At 69.6% G+C, this 19,235-nt stretch carries 15 protein-coding genes; 3 read left to right on the plus strand and 12 right to left on the minus strand.

Going from position 1 to position 19,235, the window contains the following annotated elements; translation table 11 throughout:
• Positions 1-347 precede the first annotated feature (347 nt).
• The 3 genes from mobF to BN1701_RS09250 all read left to right on the plus strand — a co-directional run bounded on the left by mobF (position 348) and on the right by BN1701_RS09250 (position 6,654).
• Complete coding sequence (gene mobF / locus BN1701_RS09240) at positions 348-5,171, plus strand: MobF family relaxase (protein ID WP_054047390.1); 4,824 nt, start codon at positions 348-350, stop codon at positions 5,169-5,171.
• Positions 5,172-5,581: 410 nt separating this feature from the next.
• Entirely contained in the window at positions 5,582-5,809 is a 228-nt protein-coding gene (locus tag BN1701_RS09245; RefSeq protein WP_054047392.1) for a hypothetical protein, read from the plus strand.
• 323 nt (positions 5,810-6,132) lie between these two features.
• A complete protein-coding gene (locus BN1701_RS09250) occupies positions 6,133-6,654 on the plus strand; it encodes a hypothetical protein (RefSeq protein ID WP_054047394.1) in 522 nt (173 codons plus the stop codon).
• Positions 6,655-6,669: 15 nt separating this feature from the next.
• Here the strand turns inward: BN1701_RS09250 and BN1701_RS09255 are convergent, their stop codons facing one another.
• The 12 genes from BN1701_RS09255 to BN1701_RS09310 form a co-directional block, all read right to left on the minus strand.
• Positions 6,670-7,011, minus strand: a complete 342-nt coding sequence (locus BN1701_RS09255) for a hypothetical protein (RefSeq protein ID WP_054047396.1) — start codon at positions 7,009-7,011, stop codon at positions 6,670-6,672.
• A gap of 172 nt (positions 7,012-7,183) precedes the next feature.
• On the minus strand, positions 7,184-7,876 hold the full coding sequence (locus BN1701_RS09260) for a hypothetical protein (RefSeq protein WP_157367870.1): 693 nt from the start codon (positions 7,874-7,876) through the stop codon (positions 7,184-7,186).
• Positions 7,869-9,752 carry a type IV secretory system conjugative DNA transfer family protein gene (locus BN1701_RS09265; RefSeq protein ID WP_054047400.1) on the minus strand — a complete coding sequence of 628 codons (1,884 nt, stop codon included), beginning with the start codon at positions 9,750-9,752 and terminating at the stop codon, positions 7,869-7,871. The genes BN1701_RS09260 and BN1701_RS09265 overlap by 8 nt, the downstream gene beginning before the upstream one ends.
• Before the next feature lie 28 nt (positions 9,753-9,780).
• Positions 9,781-11,091: an ATP/GTP-binding protein gene (locus BN1701_RS09270; protein WP_231949546.1), complete on the minus strand. Its 1,311-nt coding sequence runs from the start codon at positions 11,089-11,091 to the stop codon at positions 9,781-9,783.
• 158 nt (positions 11,092-11,249) lie between these two features.
• Complete coding sequence (locus BN1701_RS09275; protein WP_054047402.1) at positions 11,250-11,603, minus strand: WhiB family transcriptional regulator; 354 nt, start codon at positions 11,601-11,603, stop codon at positions 11,250-11,252.
• Positions 11,603-13,108 carry an SCO6880 family protein gene (locus BN1701_RS09280; protein ID WP_054047405.1) on the minus strand — a complete coding sequence of 502 codons (1,506 nt, stop codon included), beginning with the start codon at positions 13,106-13,108 and terminating at the stop codon, positions 11,603-11,605. Before BN1701_RS09280 ends, BN1701_RS09275 begins: the two co-directional genes overlap by 1 nt.
• Positions 13,108-15,411 (minus strand): hypothetical protein, encoded by a 2,304-nt coding sequence (locus BN1701_RS09285; RefSeq protein WP_231949547.1) that lies wholly within the window; start codon positions 15,409-15,411, stop codon positions 13,108-13,110. Before BN1701_RS09285 ends, BN1701_RS09280 begins: the two co-directional genes overlap by 1 nt.
• A gap of 49 nt (positions 15,412-15,460) precedes the next feature.
• Entirely contained in the window at positions 15,461-16,147 is a 687-nt protein-coding gene (locus BN1701_RS09290; RefSeq protein WP_054047409.1) for a hypothetical protein, read from the minus strand.
• 16 nt (positions 16,148-16,163) lie between these two features.
• Positions 16,164-16,514, minus strand: coding sequence for a hypothetical protein (locus BN1701_RS09295; RefSeq protein ID WP_231949548.1), 351 nt, complete (start codon positions 16,512-16,514; stop codon positions 16,164-16,166).
• Positions 16,511-17,737, minus strand: coding sequence for a hypothetical protein (locus BN1701_RS09300; RefSeq protein ID WP_054047411.1), 1,227 nt, complete (start codon positions 17,735-17,737; stop codon positions 16,511-16,513). The genes BN1701_RS09295 and BN1701_RS09300 overlap by 4 nt, the downstream gene beginning before the upstream one ends.
• Complete coding sequence (locus tag BN1701_RS37975; protein WP_054047413.1) at positions 17,738-18,877, minus strand: C40 family peptidase; 1,140 nt, start codon at positions 18,875-18,877, stop codon at positions 17,738-17,740.
• Positions 18,877-19,230 carry a hypothetical protein gene (locus BN1701_RS09310; protein WP_054047415.1) on the minus strand — a complete coding sequence of 118 codons (354 nt, stop codon included), beginning with the start codon at positions 19,228-19,230 and terminating at the stop codon, positions 18,877-18,879. Before BN1701_RS09310 ends, BN1701_RS37975 begins: the two co-directional genes overlap by 1 nt.
• Between the last annotated feature and the right edge of the window lie 5 nt (positions 19,231-19,235).

Consider the following 19,235-nt stretch of genomic DNA (forward strand, 5'->3'; position numbering starts at 1 on the left):
GCCCCCAGGGGAGTGGTGGTGGCGGGCACTGCCCTCGGATCCGCCGCCCCACGGCCTGCGCGCGACAGCCCCGGCGACGTCCCGGCTTGGCCCTGGACACCGACGCTTTCACCCGCCACAAGGCGGCCCACCGCAGCTCCTTCCGCGCCACCACCTCGCCCAATCGAGGTGAAACACAACGGACGGCCGAACGGCCGACAGTGCACTCGCCCGCAAATTCGCGGGCTGCGTGGACGGTAAACCGTCCACAAGATCAACTTATTTGAGCTAAGGTATCGTCACGGAATTCGGGGGAAATGATCTTTAGGGGGATTGTTTTCCCAGCTCACCTTGGGGGAGGTGACTGGATGGCGTGGGTGACCCCAATCGGGTCGGACCCGACTCAGATCGACTACCGGCTCGGCCTCGGACACGGCTGTGTCACCGAGGAAATCAGCGACGCTCAACTCGATCAACAAACCGATATGCGCGAGCGCCCGCTGATGTGGGTCGGCAGCGCGCTGGCCGACCTCGGAATCGAAGCCGGAACCGAGCTCACCCCCGAGCAATTCGACATGGCCCGCGCCGTGGTCGCCGGCTACCACCCGCACACCGGCGAGCAACTCGTCGCGCACAAGACAGGCGTGCCCCGCGGCGCGAAAGTCGCCCTCGCCCCACTGGTCCGGATGATCGAGGGCGTCACCCGGGAAGCCGCCGTCCCCATCGAGGAAGTCCTCACCAGCGCCCGGATGCGCGAGATATACGCGCGCGCTCAACGCGCCGTCGACCGCGAGGGCGAAGGCGCCGCGCTGCGCGCCGACCACGCCGGACAACTCGCCGACGCCGCCGGACTCACCCCCGACGAAGTGTGGGGCGAGCAGACCTTCACCGACGCCGTCGCCCAACTGAACATCACCATCACGATGCCCGACGGCACCCGGAGAACGTTCGACAACCGGGTTGTCGTCGGCAACCTCGCCTACGACGTGACCCTCACCCTGGACGGCTCCTTCCGCGCCGCCTACGGCCTGGTCGACGACGCCACCCGCGCCGAACTCGACGCCATCTACACCGACCAGGCCATGGCCACCTTCAACTGGCTCGAAGGCGCCACCGCCTACGGCATGCGCGGCCACCACGGCGATGGCCAGACCGCCACCGTCACCCAAGGCAACGGCTTCGCCGGCTGGGCGATGTTCCACCGCACCGCCCGACCCGTCGACGGCGCCGCGGTCGGCGACCCGCACTGGCACGTGCACTACACGATCGCCAACATGACCATGGGCGAGGACGGCAAATGGTCCACCATCGCCTCGGGCGGCCGCGACCTCATGCGCCACGCGAAGGTGGTCGACAAGCTCCTGCAGGCCGCCGTCCGCGACGTGCTCACCCGCCGCTACGGCGCGCAGTTCCGACGCAGCGACCGCACCGGCCTCTGGGAGCTCGCCTCCATCTCCGACGAGGCCATCCTCCTGTACGCCAAACGCGGCCAAGGCATCGACAAAGCGCTGATCAAGATGGGTATGAGCCCCGAAGAAGCCACCAAGGCAGTGCGCCGCGTCGCGGCGTCACAGACCCGCGAACGCAAAGGCGAGAGCACCACCGCCACCGACGAGACACTCGCCGGACACTGGCGGCGCGAAGCCATCGCCGCCGGACTCGACCCCGACCAAATCACCCGCGACGCATTCGGCGGCGGCCCCACCGCCCCGGTTTCGCGCCCAACCCTCGACGAGCTCGCCACACTGCTGCAGAACGTCGACTCCGGCCTCACCGCGCACACACGCAGGTTCTCCCGCGCCGACGCCCTCGCCGCGGTCGCCGACGCCCTGCCCAACGGCGGCACCCACGCCGAGATCGAGCAACTCACCGACCACGTCCTCGAGCACGCCGGGTTCGTCAAACTCTCCAAGAAACCCGCCCGCACCACCGAGCCCCAACCCACCAACGGCGAACGACGCCAGCTCGCCGCCGGGCACATGGCCAACGCCGCGCTCTACACCACCCAAGACGTCATCGACGTCGAGAAGGTCATCGTCGCGGCCGCCGAAGCCAGCCACCCCGACCAGACCGACATCCGCGTCAGCCCCGTCACCGCCGAGATGGCGGCCAGCACCATCGAGGCCGCCGGCGGCTTCGAGCTCTCCGCCGAGCAACGCAGCGAACTGCTGCGCATCACCACCTCCGGCCGCGCGCTCGACGCGCTCATCGGCCCGCCCGGCAGCGGCAAGACCACCCTCATGGACGCCGTCCGCGCCGCCTACCAGGCCGAGGGCATCATCATCGCCGGCGGCGCCACCCAGGGCGTGACCGCGCAGACCCTGCAAGCCGAGTCCGGCATCCCCAGCCGCACCGTCGCCCAGTGGCTCTGGCGCATCGACACCGGGCCGGGCCTGCGCGGCGTCGACGTCCTCGTGCTCGACGAAGCGGGCATGATCAACGACCGCGACCGCGCCCGGCTCTACTTCGCCGCGGCCGCCGCTGGCACGAAGATCGTCGAGATCGGCGACCCCAAGCAGCTGCGCGGCGTCGGGGTCGGATCCTCCTTCGGCGTGGTGCACAAGATCGTCGGTGGCGGAGCCCTCACGGAGAACCGGCGACAGGCCGAAGCCGACGAACGCGCCGCGATCGCCGCGTGGCGGCGCGGCGACTACGCCGAGGCACTCACCTCCTGGGCCGACCGCGACCGCCTCGTCGTCACCGAGACCGGCCAGGAAGCCACCGCCGCGATGCTCGCCACCTGGGTCGACCAACGCAAGGGCGCGCCGAACCCGTTCGTCGAGCAACGCGGCCTGCTCATGGTGGCCAGCACCAACGAGATGGTCGACCGGCTCAACGACGGCGCCCAGGCCCTGCGCGCCGTCGCCGGTGAACTCGGCGCGAGCCGCACCTACCAGCTCGCTGGCGGCAACACCCAGACCCTGCACGAGGGCGACCACATCATGATCCGCGTCAACGAGCGCGGCACCACCGGACCCGACGTCCTCAACGGCTACCGCGGCGTCATCGACACCATCCACGACGACGGAAGCCTCGCCGTGCGATGGGAACGCGACACCGGCGACGGCCGAATCACCGAATCCGCACTCCTCGAGCCGCAGTTCGTCGCCAAGGGCGGACTCAACCTCGGCTACGCCATCACTATCCACAAATCCCAGGGCATGACCGTCGGCTCCGACGGCGCGACCTGGACCGGCCCGGACGGCGAACGTCGTGGGGGAGCGGTGCTGTTCAGCGCCGCAGGCGCCGACAACCCCGGCAGCTACGTCGCCGCCAGCCGCCACAAACTCGCCATGTTCATGTTCATCGCGCGCAGAGACGTCGAAGGCTCCCAGGACGAGTACCTACTCGGCCTGCCGCGCACCGCGTGGGACCGCACCCGCCGCGTGATCACCAAGCTCATCGACCGCGCCAAGGCCACCGAGATCAACCGCAACGACACCCCCGTCCTCGTCGACCTCGGCCTCCTCGACGACCCCAACCCCCGGCGCCACACCACCACCGCCGCGCAACCCGGGCAGCACACCCCCACCCCAGACGACATCGAACGGAAGAAGGCCTTCCGCGCCAAGAACCACGCCGCCGAAGTCGTCCGCCGCGCCAAAGCCGAAGCACTGCTGAACAAGGAATGGGGCGAGCACCCGGCCGTCGACCGCGTCATCGACGGCCCGGCGTTCAGCACACTGGCCCGCTGGCTCGACCGCATCGACAACGCCGGCGGCGACCCCCGCGCCGTGCTGCGCGGCATCGACCCCGACGAGATGACCGCGCCGCACGTCCGCGACGCCAGCCGTTTGGCCGCGTCCCTGGTCAAGGAGATCGCACTCACCGACCCGACCACCACCAGGCCCCGCCCCCGACCACTGACCAAGGCCCAACGCCAAGCCCGCGCCGACACCGCCGAGAACACCCAGCGCGCCGCAGCGGCCAACCTCCTGCGCGCGGAATGGGGCCAGCACCCAGTCGTCGACCGCGTCATCAGCGGCCCGGCTATCGGCGCCCTCGCCCAGAACCTCGCCACCGCGGCCGCCGCCGGACACGACCCGCGCGCCATCCTGCGCGGCATCGACCCCGACACCGTCGCCCGGCCACAGATCTCCAACCCCAGCGCGTTCCTCGCAGCCCGAGTCCGCGCTGGCGCCGCCGACCAGCCACGCCCAGCCGCAACCCCGGCAGCCCAAATACCACCCAAGGAACTCGCCATGACCGACGAGCAGCAGCTGACACCCGCCCAAGTCGCCGGCGCGATCGCCGCGCTCGACACCTGGTGGCGAAACCCCGGTGGCGACGACTGGCGGGCGCCCGGCGTGACATGGAATGACGACGACGTGAGGGCCATGCACGCCGCGCTCAACGCACCCAACGTAGACGCCGCGCTCACCGCCATCGGCGCCGCTCCCGGCGACCCACTCCTGTCCTCGCCACAACAAGATGCCGACAACCGGGCCACCATGACCGAGATCCTGGTGGCCGCCCGCGGCGGACAGCAGGTCCCCGCCAACCCGTCCCACCAGATTCCGCGGGAACCGACCCTGGACACCATGGTCCCCGCCTACGAACGCACCAACTCCTGGCTCAGAGCCCAGACCGCGACCGCACCTGAACCCTCGAGCCACGACGCGATGTGGCCCTCTTGGCTACCGGCTCCCGTCGACCCGGCAGGGCTGGAGGGCCGCGTCCGCTCGATTGCCGAAGCCGGCCGCGTCGACGCCCGCGACATACGCCGCCGCGTCGTCGACCTCGGCCGCGAAGCCGCCCGCAACCGGCCCGACTGGGTCGAACAACTCGGCCCCGCCCCCGCAGGCGCCGCGCAGCGCGCCCGCTACCTCGCCAACATCACCACGATCGCCGCCTACCGCGAGCAGCACGGCGTCTCCGGTCCTGACCCGCTCGGCCCGCCCCCACCCGCCTCAGACACCCACACCGCCTACCAGGCGGCACAACGCGCCCGACAACAGCTGACCCGGCCCGCCGCTGCGCCGTCTCGATCCGACACCCGCACCACCGCCCAGCACACGACGGTGCCCGCCGACAAGAACCGGCCACCCGCACCGGCCGTCAGCCAGGCCGCCGACGAAGCCCGGCACCGCGCCGCCCGGATCGCCGAACAGCAACGCCAAGCGCAACACCAGGCTCACGACCCGGGCCGCCGAAGCCCCAAACCCACTCAAGGCCCGCGCCCCGGGCAGTGAACAGGCTTCGTTCTCGGAGGAAATCCCGCGGGACAACAGGTAACCTCGACGCCAGCGAGGTTGAACCCCGCAACACGGGGCTCGGGCCGCCGCCGCACTTCGATCTGCGGCGTTGACGACGTCAACCGCGCGAGGGTGTGGACCCCCCAGTCGCACCCGAGGTAATGCGCCCTCACCCCCGGTGACCCCCAGGCTGGGGGTGGGGGCGCACTCGTGCGTCCACTCCACCACCGGATCCGGCCCCCTTCCTCGCTGTTCCCCCAGCACGGTGGGGATCACCCGATCGTGAACGCCGTTCGTGCGGAAGCATGAGCAGCCGCCCGCCGCCGAATGGACCGCATCCGATCGCGAACTGGATCCGATCCTGCAGCCGGGTGCGCGCTGACCGCTCTCTTCATAGGGGTGACCGGATGATCACTGACTTCTCGCTGGCCTCTGCGGCCACGCGTGTCGCCGAGCGCATTTGTGACGGGATGAAGTACCAAGAACGCTTTCTACGGGGGGAGCAGGTCTGGGCTGACGTGGCGAGCATGGCCTCCGGCGGCCAGATCCACGGCCGCCCACCCCCGCAGCCGCTGACCATCGCCCCCCGCAGCGCGTCGATGATGTGTGTCAGCAGCGCGATCGAGCTCATGTAGCGCCGCAGCAGAGTAGTGTTCGCGATGCACCCCGACCTGGTCGCCGAGATCATGCGCGCCGCCGCCGACCAGATGACCGCCCAGGTGTTCCACCGCCTGCCCTACGAGAACCCCCCTGGTCACCTTCCCGGACCCGGTGCTCGAACGAGGTATCGACGGACGGCCATACCGCATCCTCGGGTTCTACGCCTACGGCACCAGCGGTGGCCAGCAACGAGGCGACCGGCGACTGTGCTCCACGCACGATCCAGCCAACAAGGCGCTCGGGTTGATGACGATCTGCGAGGTCCTCGACGACCGCGGCCAGGTCATCGAACCGCGACATGAGCCGCGTCTCGGTGCCCATGGACGGCCGATTCACCATCGACGAAGCCGTCGAGAAGATGCTCGGCGGCTACACCGTCAACCCCGACGGGTTTGGCCCCATCGCCGCCGACGCGGAGAAAGAGTGGACCGCGAAGATCACCAAACTTGCGGTCAACGCGTTGCTGTACCTGTGCAGCAAGACCCCTGACATCGAGGAGATCCTCGCGCGACCGGGCAAACGCAAGCCCGGCAAGGCCAAGACCTCCACCGGGCGGCCGGCCAAGCCACCACGGTTGATCAAGACGGGGTGGCGACTCGGACCGAACCTGATGCGGATGCGTGCGGCGGCCGCGGCTGGCGACATCACGCCGGGCGCAGGCAAACAAGGCCCGCAGCACCGCCGGTGTCACTTCAAGATCGTCTGGTGTGGGCCGGGCCGGACCGAGCCCCAGTCGGTGTTCGTTCTGCCCTACCAGACCCACAAGGAGCTGCTGGGTCTCGATGTCGAGCGGATCGTCGTCCCTGTCCGGGCCGTGTGATCAGCGACCTGGTGGTCACCCGTCGGCCTCGGTGACCGGGTCGACGTCCGGGCTGCTTCGTCCGAGCACGGGGGAGCCGGGCGCGGGGCCGATGTCGACAGGTACGACGTTCTCGCCGCGCTCAAGCGCATCGGTGACCTCGGCGGAGTTGCTGATCCTGGCCCGGGTGAAGGTCACATGCAGCGGGTCGACCGGGATCCGCACGCCGGCCACCGGCAGGGACAGGCCGATCAGCTGGAAGCTGAGCCGGGCGCCGGGGCCGGCTTCGAGGTAGTCCATCAGGATCTGGGCTTCCTCGGCCGTGCATAGTTGGTGGCAGACGGCGATGGCGGGGAGGCAGAGGTAGCTCCTGACCACGCAGCAGCCCCGACACGATCGCGAGGTTGCGTTCGTCGGCACGTGACCACTGGGCGGGCAGCGGGATGTATGTCGAGTTGGTCGCGGATCATGATGAGGTCGCGCAGCTTCCTGGCGAGCGTGACGAAGCGGCCGCGCACCGATGAGACTCGCCGAGGGTGCGTGCGACCGGTTACGGTGCCGAGTCGGCAGCATGCGCGCGCGGCTTCCCGCGCTTGGTTGGCCACGGCAGCACCATCGGGGTCTTCTCCGGCCGCGTTTCCACGTCCGCGGTGACGAAGTCGGCGAACTCGTCGTCGGTGCTCTGTTGTCGCGCGGTCGGGTCGACGTGCCTGCGGCGTTCCTTGCACTCGCGCCAGTCGGCGTAGCTCGCCAAGCGGTGCAGCATCGGCCACAGCCACCGGTCGCGCCAGGCCGTCATCGCCGTCGAGGGCCGATCCCCCGAGCAGTACGCCTCGCGCCAGGCCGCGTAGACGTCGGAGAGTTCGTCGACGGCCACGGAGTGGCGGTACCAGCACGGTGGGATGCTGACCTCGCTGGGCAGCGGATACCGGCGGATGAGGTAGTCGGCGAACCAGCGCGTCTCCGCCCACAGCTGCGTCGCCTGCTCGCGGGTGAGGAACTCCCACGCCCACCGGTTCGGGCGCGCGAGGTTGACCTTTTCGGTCAGGCTGTTCTCCAGCGCCTCGAACGACTCGTGCAGCGCTCGCAGATGCTCGTCGTGGGCGGCGACGTGGTCGTCGAGCCGGTGCATCTGCCCGGACAGTTCGGCGACGACCTCGGGCAGCATCGACTCGTCGAGGACCGGCACATCCTCGAACACACCCGGCTCCTCGCCGTCCGGATCGACCAGCGCGTCAGACATGGTCGCCGGCCGCCGCGTCCTGCTCATCCGGTTCCGGGGCGTCGTGGTCCGTGTCGGTCACCTCGGGTTCCTTCGGCGGCCCTCCGCCGTGCTCGGCGACCAGCCGCCGGGTTTCGTCGCGGGAGGATTGCACCCGCTCCCGCAGGTCCGCGGCCTCCCACCATCCCGGCAGATCGACGATTGCCCCGGCCAGGTTCCGGTAGAACATCAGCGCCTGCCCGTCAGGCAGCTCGCGGATCTCGTTCCCGGTTAGCGCGCGCCGCATCCGTTGGGAGACAGTCACTTGGCTGCGAGCTGGTCCGCTGGAGATGCTGGCCTGGTCGATGGCCCGCTCGGGCAGCAACCGAGCCATCTCCTCAAGATCGCGGCTGTGGGACAACCCGCCCAGAACCAGCTTGATCGAGGCGTTATCCCAGATCTCCGTGGCCTGCTCGGGCCCCCACCGCTGCCGCAGTTGTGAAAGCGACTGCACGTAGACGTAGAGCTGGATCCCGCGGCCGCCGGAGTCGGCCATCAGGCTGGCCAGGTCGTCGAGCGGGGTGACATTGGCGGCCTCGTCCAGGACCGCCCGCAGCGGCGGGTCCAGGCGCAGGTCACCGGCAGCCGGTGCGGCGAGCAGTTCGGCGGTCGGGTGCTGGGACAGCACGTCGGCGCGGTGCAGGATCTCCTTGGCCAGCGCGTTGATGATCGGCGCCGCCGAGTTCTTCCGGCCCCGGCTGACCAGATACAGGGTGTCTCGGCCACCGCGGATGAAGGCGTCGACGTCGAGATGCTCATCGTCGGGCCCGGGACTGCATGCGGCGCGAACGGCGGGGGAGGCAAGAGGTCTGAGCAGAAGAGCCAGGGTTGCGTAGATCGCCGCGCCCCCGGAGGCGTCGTTGCTCGACGAGGCGCTGTCGATGATCTTGCTCAGCTCAGCGGAGACTCCGAACGCCGCGCGAATGTCGGTGTCGAGGATCTCGGCTGGTTTCCGCGATTGCGTGTTGGTCCACAGCCGCAACTCATCGACCCCTGCCTTGGTCAACGCGGCGGCGTGTAGCAGCGCGGCCATCACACCCTCGGCCTGGCCGCCGAAATAGCCGGAGTCCTTGGTGTCACCGAGCGGGCGCGCCGAGCAGACCGCGACCGCCCGCCGAAGGGCGACGTCGTAGTCCTCACACCCGGTGATCAATGACCACCGCATCCGCCAATGCCACGGGGTCCGACCCTCCGGGTCGAACACCATGATCCGGCCGGATCGGGCGCGCTCCATCATCGTCAACTCGAGCAGGTCGAACCGGGTGCTGGTGGCCAGGACCGCGCCGGGTGCTCGCATGATGTCGGCGACGGCTTGACGGCCGGTCTTTCCCATGCGGACGGGCGCGACGCACAACTTCGAGTCCTCGTGCGTGGCGTACAGCAACGCACCGGTGCTGCGCTGCACGGCGAACCGCGCACCAGCCTCGTCCGGGTCAACACGCCGTGCCCCCGCCAGCGACGGCCGGAGCCGCGCAGCGCCCTTCGCCACAGCCTTGCGCCCCAGCCGCTCGTCCAGCGCGCGGGCCTGCGCCAGCCCGGAGCGTTGCTCGGCCGTACGAGCACGCCCGCGCCTGCGCGACGCCGCGAACAACATCCACGCGGCCGTCTCCAGCGTGGCCACCGCCGCGACCAGCAGGTACGTCACCACGGCCGGACCGGGACGAGGATCAGCGGGCCACGCCGTGGCGGGGTCGCCGGGAGCTGAGGCCCATCTGGTCACGATCGCGGGCAACTCGCGCCATGAGGGCCATGCCCACCCGGTTCCGCCGATCGCGCCGGACAGAGCCGCGCCGAGCAGCGCGGCGACGGCGACGGCGACGAGCAGGGCGAGCAGGGCCGGGTAAAACACCCCGATCACTGGCCGGGCTTGCGGCGGTGGCTGTTCGTCAGGTCGCGCGGCCATGGGCCACCCCGGTCAATGCCGCGTCGGTGTCGGTCAACACGACTTCCCGAGGGCTGCGTTCATGGCGCAGCAGCACCGGGTCCCGGGACCCGACCTTGAGCAGGCACGTGCCTTGCTCCAATGCCATGATCGTCTCCTCAGTGCCGGCTGGCAGGTTGTAAAGGTCGACGCACGCCGCGGCGTCGTCGAGTGACCCTTGGCCGTAAATGAACACCGTTTCCGCCTCCTGCAGCAGTGACCTGGCAGGGGAGTTCTCGGGGAGATCGCTGATGTGGTGGAACCCGGCGATGGTGGCCAGCCCCAAGCCACGCGACAGCTTGGTGTTGCGGCGGAAGATCGCCCCGACGCTGCCCTCGGCGACGTGCCAGCCCTCCTCGATGACGTTGACCGTCTGCTGGGCGAGGGTCGAACGAGCCGCGAGCATGTTGAACTGCCACGTGTTGATCAGAGTCATGACCACACGCAGCGCGGGACCGTCCACCGGGAGCCCGGAGATGTCGAAGTGGGTGAACCCGCTGGGGTGATCGAGGTGCACGTCGAGGGAGGTCTCGGTGTCGACGAGCCCGGCGAGGTCTTCCTCGATCATCCGTTCCAGCGCGAATGCCGGGTCCAACCCCCACTCCTGCAACTCCCGCTGGCGCCGGTCCAGGCTCGCCGCGTCCTGCGGGGTCGGGTTCAGCAGATGGTGCACGACATCCCCGATGACAGGCACTCGTCGCCGTTCACGCGCGTCGCGTGTGGCTGCCACCAGCGCCAGCCTCAACGCCTTGCCTTCGCGCTCGCTGACCGGACGACCCAACGCCTCGCCCAGCACGGCGCGCAGCAGCATCATCTGGCCGGTCGGTCGCGACAAACCGGAGCCACCGCCCTCGCCGTCGGCGTCGTCGGGCTCGTCACCGCCGAGGGTGATCGCCGGGTCCAACAGGTTGAGCCTGCTGCCCCGCCCGTCAACGGTGAACCTGATGCTCGGCGCCCCCAGGAACCCCGCCAGTGCCGTGTACTCGCCGACCCCGGCCTGCAGCTTCTTGTCCAGCACCACCACACGGCGGTTGTCCAGCAGTAGTTGCCGGGTGCACGCCCAGGTCTTCAGCAGCGAGGACTTGCCCTTGCCGACGTCGCCGATCACCGCGGCGTTGACCGAGCTGATCACCTTGTCCTCGTAGGCGATGAACGGGTCGTGGGTGACCAACTGGCCCGACAACAGGTCCGTACCGACGATCAAGCCCCGGTAGCTGGTCGGCGGTGAACTCAGCGCCAGGTTGAGCGCTTCGCATTGCCGCGTCGTGGAGCGCATCGGCTCCACACGCGGCTCGTACCAGCCCCACCGGTCCAGCCAACGGTGCCGTCGAGGCGGCGGCCGCAGTGCTGGAGCGACCGGCGTGTGCGGCGGCGGCGTCGGCTGCCAGCCGACCTGAGGTGGCCGCGGTCGAGATCCGCGGGTGCGCGAGGCCATCATGCCGCCCGATCGGATTTACGTTGGCGCCACAACCGTTGCACCACTTGGTAGTCCGGCTGTGTGAGCCCGCCCCAGCCGCCATAGATCTCGCCGCGCAGCAACGCCGCAGCCAGGCACTCCTCGCGCACCGGGCACGATCGGCACAGCGTGTCGATGCGGTCGCGTTCCTCCAGTAAGGCTTCGCGGGAGAAGCGGGTTCCGTCCGCCGGGAAGAACTCCTCGGGCGCCGCGTCGCGGCAACCGCGTTCGACAGTGGACTCGACCTGCCGGTGGAGCTGATGCGGGTCCGCTTCGGCGAACCGACCAGCAGCGTCGAGCCGTCCGTAATGCAGGGATTCGGGTGCGGGCATCAGGCCACCGCCATTCCCCGCGCGAGCGGGTAGGTAGCCAGGACCGCGACGTCGTGCTGGGTGTCCTGCCAGTCCAAGTCGGTCAACGCCGACTGCGCAGCTTCGTTGGCCACGCGCATGCAGGCCCGGCGTAGCTCACCGGGGTCCGCGGCGGTCACCGAGATGGCCATCGACCAGTTCACGCCAGCGTGGCCGGAACCGGGCGCGAGGTCACGCAGCCTGCGCGCTGAAGCCGACAGCATGACCTGCTCAGTGCCGTCGCCGACCTTGCCCTTCTCGTCGGCACCCAGCAGCGATGCGCCGTCCTGGGCGACGTCGATCACGGCCTTCGCCCGGGCGAGCGCGTCGGGAACGAACTCCATCCGCACCGACAGCGTCCGGACGACCGATGGGTTCACCTTGGTCAGCAGTGGCGAGAGCCACCGCGGCCCGAGTTGGGCCGGTGCGATGCCCGACCGGGGTAGGAACGCCGTGCGGGTGTGCCACAAGTCGTTGACCACCAGTCGATCCCGCTCGGCGCGGTAGCTCTGCCAGCAGTTGCTCCACCGCACTCCTTCATGTCGGTCGATCGGCCAGCGCGGATCTTGAAGCGAGCGCAGCACCGCGCAGGAGCGTTGCTCGCCGAGGACGCGGGGTCGGGTCAGTTCGGCGCGCACGGCCAGGTCGGCGAGGCGGGCCAGTTCCTCGCGCACCAAACCTGCCCAACCCGCGGCCCCGTCGCCGTAGCCGCGGGCCTCGTCGAAGAAGCCGCCCGTGAGCGGGAGGCGCGCGACCAGGTAGTTGCGGTGTTGCTCGGCGGTGGAGGCAGTCGAGTCCACCAACTCCTCATAGGAGGCGATGACGTCCTCCAGACCGGCCCGCTGGGACACACGCGTCGTCACGAACGCACGGTGCGGCGTCGGGTCGTGCGGCACGATCCGGTTGATCTGCTGCAGACCCCGGATGTAGGAACCGGTCTTGGCCAACTGCGCGAGCATGATCCCGTACCGCATCGACACGGTGTCGTAGGCGCGCTCGGCGCGCAGCCCACTGGCCTGGCCTTGCACCTCCATCATCACCGAGAGGTAGTCGGGCTCGCCGGGGTTGTGGTGGTGCAGGATGAAAAACTGCTCATGGTCGGTGCCCGCCAGATCCAGCGGCTCGACCCGCCCCAGCGGCACCGGAAGCTCCCACAGCGGCTCGACGATCTCGCCGGGCTCGCGCTCCGCGACCGCGAGGGCGCCCGGTGCGGCGAACCTCGTCTGGCCACTGCGGCGCCGCAGGCGCCATCGCAGCGCCCACAGCCCGTTCTCGGCTATCGACCGGTGCCGCGACCACGGATTGACCAGCACGTAGGTCGCTGCGAGCACCACGAAACCGCTGATCGCGCCAGTCATCCCACCCACGCCCAGCCACAGGATGAACGCGGTGATGACCGCGACGCCGAGGGCGGCGTAGGCGGGTTTGGGCAGCGCCCCGAACAATCCTCGCCGCGCGACCTCTCCTCCCAGGACAGCGGTCCTCATCAGTCATCCCCCCGTACCACGTCGTCGTCCACCTCAGGGGCATGCCGCGTGTGGGCGGCACTGCGGGCCTTGTTGAGGCCGGCTACCGCGACCTGCGCGGCCACACCAGCCACGCTGGCGGCGGCTCCGGACGCCGCGCCTGCGCGTGCCGCGCCGCTGGCGGTTCCCTGCGCCGCCGCCGCACCCTGACCGCCTGCAGCAGCGCCGCCGGGTGTCGCGCGGGCGCCTGTGACCGGCATGGCGCCAGTGGCTGCGCTGGAGGCCGCGGCCGCCCCCCGAGTGGCACTCGCCGCGGCGCCGACCGCCGCCGCGCCTCCGGCTCCCACCATCCCGCCCGCGCCGCCCGCCGCCGCACCTGCGCCCCCGCGCTGTCCGGCGCCGCCCGCGGCTTGCCCAGCCTTCTGCCCGGCGCCGCCTGGGCCCGCACCGGCTCCGCCGCTCGTGTTGCCTCCCGCGGCGGGAGACGCGGTTCGTGGCTGCGGCGTCTGAGAGCCCTGGGGCTGCTGTTGGGCGTAGTTCTGCGCGATCGTGTGCTGTCCCCCGGATCCGGCGGTCTGCGCGCCGCTCTCGCCGCGTGAGGTTCCTCGGTCGCCGGCCGCGCTCACACCCGCGCCGACCACGGCGGCCGTGCCGAAACCGCCGCCGGGTTGAGAGTCGAGCGCGTCGGCCGCGGTCGGCAGCAACGGGGCGTGCTTGAGCAGTGAGAACGGGGCGAGCCCCGCGACCATGAGCGCGACAGCGGCCAGGACCAACTGCACGAGCAGCGGCAGACCGCCGCCGATCATCGCCGGAATACTCGAGTTGCCGTCGATGATCGCGAACACGATGCCCAGCAGGAGGAACAGCAGCGGTTTGGACAGCAGGACGCCGAGGTAGGCGAACGGCACCTTGAGCGCCTTGCGCCGCCAGCGTGGATGCACCCACATGCCCCACGAGATCCCGGCGACCGCCCCGGCGATCGGCAGCGCGATCGACTGGATCGCCATGCCCACGAACACAGCCAGCGTGCCGAAGATCATCAGCAGGAACAGGATGATGCCGATGAACGCGCCGCCCGGGATCTTGTGGGCGGTGATGATTCCCATCAGCGCGAGCTTGGCGATCGCCGCGTTGAGGTTGTCGGCCGTCCACGCCGCGATCCCGTTGGTCAACGCCCTGGTGAGTTCGCTGAGCACTGCCCCGATCGCGGGTGCGAACGCGGCGAGGAACGCCCCCAGCGGTAGCTGTTTGAACAGGGACTCGTGGAGGTCCTCGCGGCTGCCTCCGCCACTGCCGGTGCGCCAGATCATCAGCACCGCCATGAACGCCATCACCACGAGCCCGATTCCAGTGCTGGCGGCGTAGGTCTTGAGGAACCAGGGGGCGCCCGGATCGAAGTGGCCGACGCTGGCGAGTCCTTGCAGTACCGAGGTCGTGAACCCGACCGCGCCCGCGTGCATCGCGTTGGCCAGGTCGTCGACGGCGGAGGCGGGGTTGATGACGAACATGACGATCCCGGCGATGAACAGGACGATCCCGACGAACGCGTCGACGATGGCCACACCGGCTGTCCACAGGGCGTCGCCGATGATCCCGAAGAATTGGCCGATCCTGTCCAGCCAGGTGGTGTTGGCTTCGATGAAATTGGTGATACCGGTGAACAGTTGGCCGATGTTGAAGTTCCACTCCAGGCATACGGCTTTCGTGTCCGGGTTCATCGCGGCTCGAGAGCAGTCGAGCCAGAATGCCTTCTGGCAGTACGGGGAGTTTCGTTCCGCGCAGGGGTTTTGGATCTCGTCTAGGGTGTCATCCTTGTAGATGCTGCCGTTTTGTTGGCGGATCTTCTCGACCGAGTCGCCGTCAGGCGCTTGAGCCCATGTGAAGCCCCACGCGTTGTTCGCGGGATTCACGAACTGCTTGAGGTCGTTCACGCAGAACCGGCTGCCGCTGGATACCGAGTAGGCGTCACCATCGGACGCCGCGGCGGGGAACAGTTTCGGCAGGCTCGGTGGCTCTTTGGTGATGTCGATGTTCTTCGGAGGGTTCAGCGGGTCGGTGAACCAGTAGCTGAACCGCGCTTGTGGGGGAGTGGACCAATACAACAGTCGTGCTTCATGATCCATGACATCGTTGATGTAGCGCCCGATGTCGCCGCCACGGCCCTTGCACGCGCCCTGAAACCAGGGCCCGTTCTGGAATTCCGGTGTGCCTGCCACGAATTTGGTCAGCTCAGGCGGGAATCCTTCCGGCACCTTCCCGGTCGGAGTCAGAGGCTGCGCAGCGGCAGCCGATGCGGAGAATGTGAGAAGTGCCGCGATCACCATCACGAGCGCGGTAAGGCGTTGGATCATGCTCCCCCCAAGATGAGCGGTTCTACTCGATGTAGAAGGTGTAGAGGCCGTTGGTCAACGCGGGCAGCGCAGCGCCGTCGGTGCTTGCACCGGGCTGTGGGCCCGAGACCGACTTGAACGTGGTGACCTTCCAATCGCCTTCCCAGGTGAGCTGGAAGGTCACGGTCGACCAGCGCGCCGCGGTCAGCGTTCCGCCGCCCACGCCGGTTGCGGCGCCGACGGCCACGACCCAGACCTCCACGGTCGCCGACGTGTCGGTGAACGCGGTGATTCGCGTGGAGACGGGCAACTTGTTGGTCTGGTCCTCGCCATCGGTGTTCTTCCCCGCGGACAAGGCGGCGCGGGCCTGGTCGGTGGCGTTGGACGCGATCCAGGTGGACTTCACCGTGCCCGGGTCGGCTTGGCCGTGCGCGACCGCGACCTGCACCTGCACGGCGTTGCCCGCGGCCGTGGCGGCACCGGCCTTGTCGCGGGTGTAGCCCGAAGGCACACCGCTGACGACCTTCGCCGGGCCGTGCGGGGCGCCGAGCGTTCCGGCCGACGGTGAAGCGGTCGACGAGCCGACCGTGTGGTCGGTCCCGCTGCCCTGGTGGTCCTCGCCAGGCAGGACCCAGCGTCCAAGCGCGAACGCGGCGACCGCGACGAGCACTAGGGCGGCGAGCCACGGCAACGGCAGGCGGCGAGTGGTTGTGGGAGCGTGGTTGGCCATGTGTTTCTCCGGTTCCTCAGAAGAGTGCGACTACCGCACCGAAGATGATCCCGAGCCCGGCCAACGCCGCCAGCGCCAGGCCGGATCGCTTCGCCGACTCGGAGTGCTCCAGCACCGAGGTTTGGTGCCCGCCGCGCTTGGCGTGCTGCAACTCCACCACCGCGCGAATCGCCCCGAACGCCACCGCGACGAACGCGAGCCCCCACATGCCGCCGAGCACCTTCTGCCACGCCTCGGTGAACTCGACCCCGAAGACCGCGAAGTCGGGGGTGACGCCGTCGAACGGGTTCTGAGCTCCACCGGGCGCCGGTTCGGGAGGCTGAACGGCCAGCAGGTTTGCGGCTGTCTGCAGATGGTGTCGGATCATCGTGTCTGCGCCTTCCTGACGGGCAGGGCCGAAACCGACCCTCCGTGGCCGTGATCACCGGGCTGCTGTTCGGTTGGTCGACCGCCGTCCCCAGCGGAGGCGTCATCGCCGGAGGCCGGCGGGTGATCGTGGAGCCGATGCAGTTGATCTGGCCGGGTGCTGCGGACCGCGGCGAGCCGGTCGGCCACCGCCGCCGCGGCCGCGACCCACGACCGTCGGGTCGGTTCACCGACTCGTGAGAACACCACCGGCCCGCCGCCGGCCAACTGCGCGTCGAACGGCACCTCCACCACCACGGCGCACCGCGAGGCGAAGTAAGCCAGCATCCGCTGCCGAATCTGGCTATCCGGCGGCGTTGAGCAGGGCCCGGCCACCACTACCGCCCCGGCGACGAGGTCGGGCCTGCGGCGGGCGAGCACGTCGAGCATCCACGCCGCTGCCTGCGCCGTGTCGGGCTCCCATCTGAGCGGCACGACCAGTTGGTGCGCGGCACCGGCGGCCCATCGCCAGTTCATGGCGCGGACGTTGTTACCGGTATCCATGATCGTCATTCGGTAGTGGCGGGACATCAACAGCGCGACCTTGCCGCATTCGGTCGCTCCGACCTGCTCGACGCGCGTCGGGTCGGTGTCGCTGGCCAGGACCTCCGCCCGCGATGGCTGCGCGCGCAGATAGTGACTCATGTCTCCAGCGCTACCGGCCTGGCCCGCCAGCTGCTCGAAAGCGCCCAGAAGGTGCCACACCGTGGTCTGCGGTTCGCCTGTCTCGGCTCGATCGCCCAGCGTGCCGCGGCTCTCGTTGTTGTCCCATGCGGCCACGCTGCCGCCGCGAAGAGCCGCGAAGACATGCGCTAGCATCAGCGTCGTTGTGGTGACGGCACTGCCGCCCTTCGGGTTGGCCACCATCACCAGCCGCGCCCCTCCGAGATGTTGGCGCACCGCGACCTCAGCCTGCCGGTATCGAACTTCATCTCGACCTGCGCCGGGCTTGATCAGGCCGAACGTCGCCCGCCGCACGCGGGCCCGCCACCCCCACAGCGCCGGGTCGGTTGTCACCGACGGCGGCTCGGGCATCAATGCCCCCATACCGTCGCGATCCGACGGGATGATCGTCGGCGGGGCCGCCGGTGGGGCGGCCGCGCTCGGGGCGACCGCGTGGGAAAGATCCACCGGCGCTTCGACCCCGTATCCGGATGCGTTGTCTGACATCGCCATCGTGGTCATTCACCCCCCTGGAATCGGTCGAGCAACGACACCGCGGAAGTCGCCGCCGGTGCGCACGGTCGAGACCTTGACGACGTCACCGCTCTGCGGCGCCTCCAAAGCCAGGTACCGCCCGGCGATCTGACCGAGATACAGCGCGACGTGATGCGACCCCCAGAACAGCAGGTCCCCGGCACGGGCCTGGTGGAACGAGACGGTCACCGCGGCGTTGGTCAACTGCGAGATCGACGGCCTGGTCAACCGCACCCCTGCTTGCGCGTAGGCGTACAGAGTCAGCCCGGAGCAGTCGAAACCGACCTTGTCGAAGTCGCCGTGCTCGTCGGCGACGCCACCGTCGCGGACACCCCGTGTCGGGCCGTTCTCATCGCCGCCGCCCCACGCGTAGGTGGTGCCCAGCCATGACAGGCCCGCGGCGACCGCCGTGGCGATCTTCGGGTCGGCCGTGTGGACCACGCCCGGAATGCCGGCTTCCTGCGGCAATGTCACGTCGGTGCCGCGGATCTGAACCGTGATCCGCCCTTGGGTGCTCTTGCTGGTGCAGTCCAGCGGCGGGCCCGATCCGTCGAACAACGCGCCCGTGACCGCTTCGGCGAACGGTTGCCATTTCTCGTAGCGCCATCCCTCGCCGGATCGTTCGACGTCCTCGGCGAGTTCGTGATTTGGCCTCGGGTCGGTCTCGTACGCAGGCGCGCGCCTGGTCAGGACGGAGAAGAATCCCTTCGCCGCGGCAGCGGGGTCGGCGCGGTCGTAGCCGACGTAGGCGTTCCACGGCCCGGGCGCGATCTGTTGAAACAGGCCGACCGCGTTTCCGTTGGTGGCCTGCGGGTTCAACGTGCTCTCCTGCATCGCGGTCTGGACAGCGATCACCGCGCCCCGACGAACGATGCCCATGCCCTTTGCAGTGCCGAGGACCTTCTGAACAGCGTCGACCTGGGCAGGGGAGAGCGTGACCCCGGCGTAGGTGCCTGTTCCCGGCTGCCGCGGCGCGGCGGTCGGCCCCTGCTCGGGGACCGTGCACGTCGGCACCGGCTGCGCGATCGACTCGGCTTCGGAGCTTCCGCCGCCACCGAGAAGCAGCACGAGCGCGAAGATCAACGTGAGGAAGACAGCCACGGCAGGCAGCAGGAGTTTCTTCAGCATCAGCCCGCCTCCACGTGCACGTCGACGAGCCACCGTCCGTCGGGCTGGCGCAGCACAGCGCGTGTCGTCACGACCGGCACGACCTGGAACGGGTGATCATCGGCGAGCTGAGTGCGGCGCGCGGTGATCACTACGTACACCGCGCCGGGTGCCCGCGGAGCCTCCGGGCTGACGGTGGCGGAGATGTGGTCGCATCGGTTGCCGACTTTCAGCTCGACGCTCGTGCGGTAGGTGGCGGGCGTGTCTCCCTTCGCGAGGTCCGCGGCCGTGCCCGCGGGCGTGGCGAACGTCGCCGCCCGTTCGATGGCCGCGTTGATCGGTTCGCGGTAGTCGGTGGCGCACCACTGCGTCATCCAGG

The organism is Alloactinosynnema sp. L-07 (genome assembly GCF_900070365.1).
Classification (GTDB): Bacteria; Actinomycetota; Actinomycetes; order Mycobacteriales; family Pseudonocardiaceae; genus Actinokineospora.

Bases quoted from the DNA above. Each gene is read 5' to 3' on its own strand.
- BN1701_RS09280 (WP_054047405.1), bottom strand. From the start codon at position 13,108: ATGAGGACCGCTGTCCTGGGAGGAGAGGTCGCGCGGCGAGGATTGTTC.
- BN1701_RS37975 (WP_054047413.1), bottom strand. From the start codon at position 18,877: ATGCTGAAGAAACTCCTGCTGCCTGCCGTGGCTGTCTTCCTCACGTTG.
- mobF (WP_054047390.1), top strand. From the start codon at position 348: ATGGCGTGGGTGACCCCAATCGGGTCGGACCCGACTCAGATCGACTAC.
- BN1701_RS09270 (WP_231949546.1), bottom strand. From the start codon at position 11,091: ATGCGCTCCACGACGCGGCAATGCGAAGCGCTCAACCTGGCGCTGAGT.
- BN1701_RS09260 (WP_157367870.1), bottom strand. From the start codon at position 7,876: ATGTCTGACGCGCTGGTCGATCCGGACGGCGAGGAGCCGGGTGTGTTC.
- BN1701_RS09275 (WP_054047402.1), bottom strand. From the start codon at position 11,603: ATGCCCGCACCCGAATCCCTGCATTACGGACGGCTCGACGCTGCTGGT.
- BN1701_RS09295 (WP_231949548.1), bottom strand. From the start codon at position 16,514: ATGATCCGACACCATCTGCAGACAGCCGCAAACCTGCTGGCCGTTCAG.
- BN1701_RS09245 (WP_054047392.1), top strand. From the start codon at position 5,582: ATGATCACTGACTTCTCGCTGGCCTCTGCGGCCACGCGTGTCGCCGAG.
- BN1701_RS09285 (WP_231949547.1), bottom strand. From the start codon at position 15,411: ATGGTGATCGCGGCACTTCTCACATTCTCCGCATCGGCTGCCGCTGCG.
- BN1701_RS09300 (WP_054047411.1), bottom strand. From the start codon at position 17,737: ATGACCACGATGGCGATGTCAGACAACGCATCCGGATACGGGGTCGAA.
- BN1701_RS09290 (WP_054047409.1), bottom strand. From the start codon at position 16,147: ATGGCCAACCACGCTCCCACAACCACTCGCCGCCTGCCGTTGCCGTGG.
- BN1701_RS09250 (WP_054047394.1), top strand. From the start codon at position 6,133: ATGAGCCGCGTCTCGGTGCCCATGGACGGCCGATTCACCATCGACGAA.
- BN1701_RS09310 (WP_054047415.1), bottom strand. From the start codon at position 19,230: ATGACGCAGTGGTGCGCCACCGACTACCGCGAACCGATCAACGCGGCC.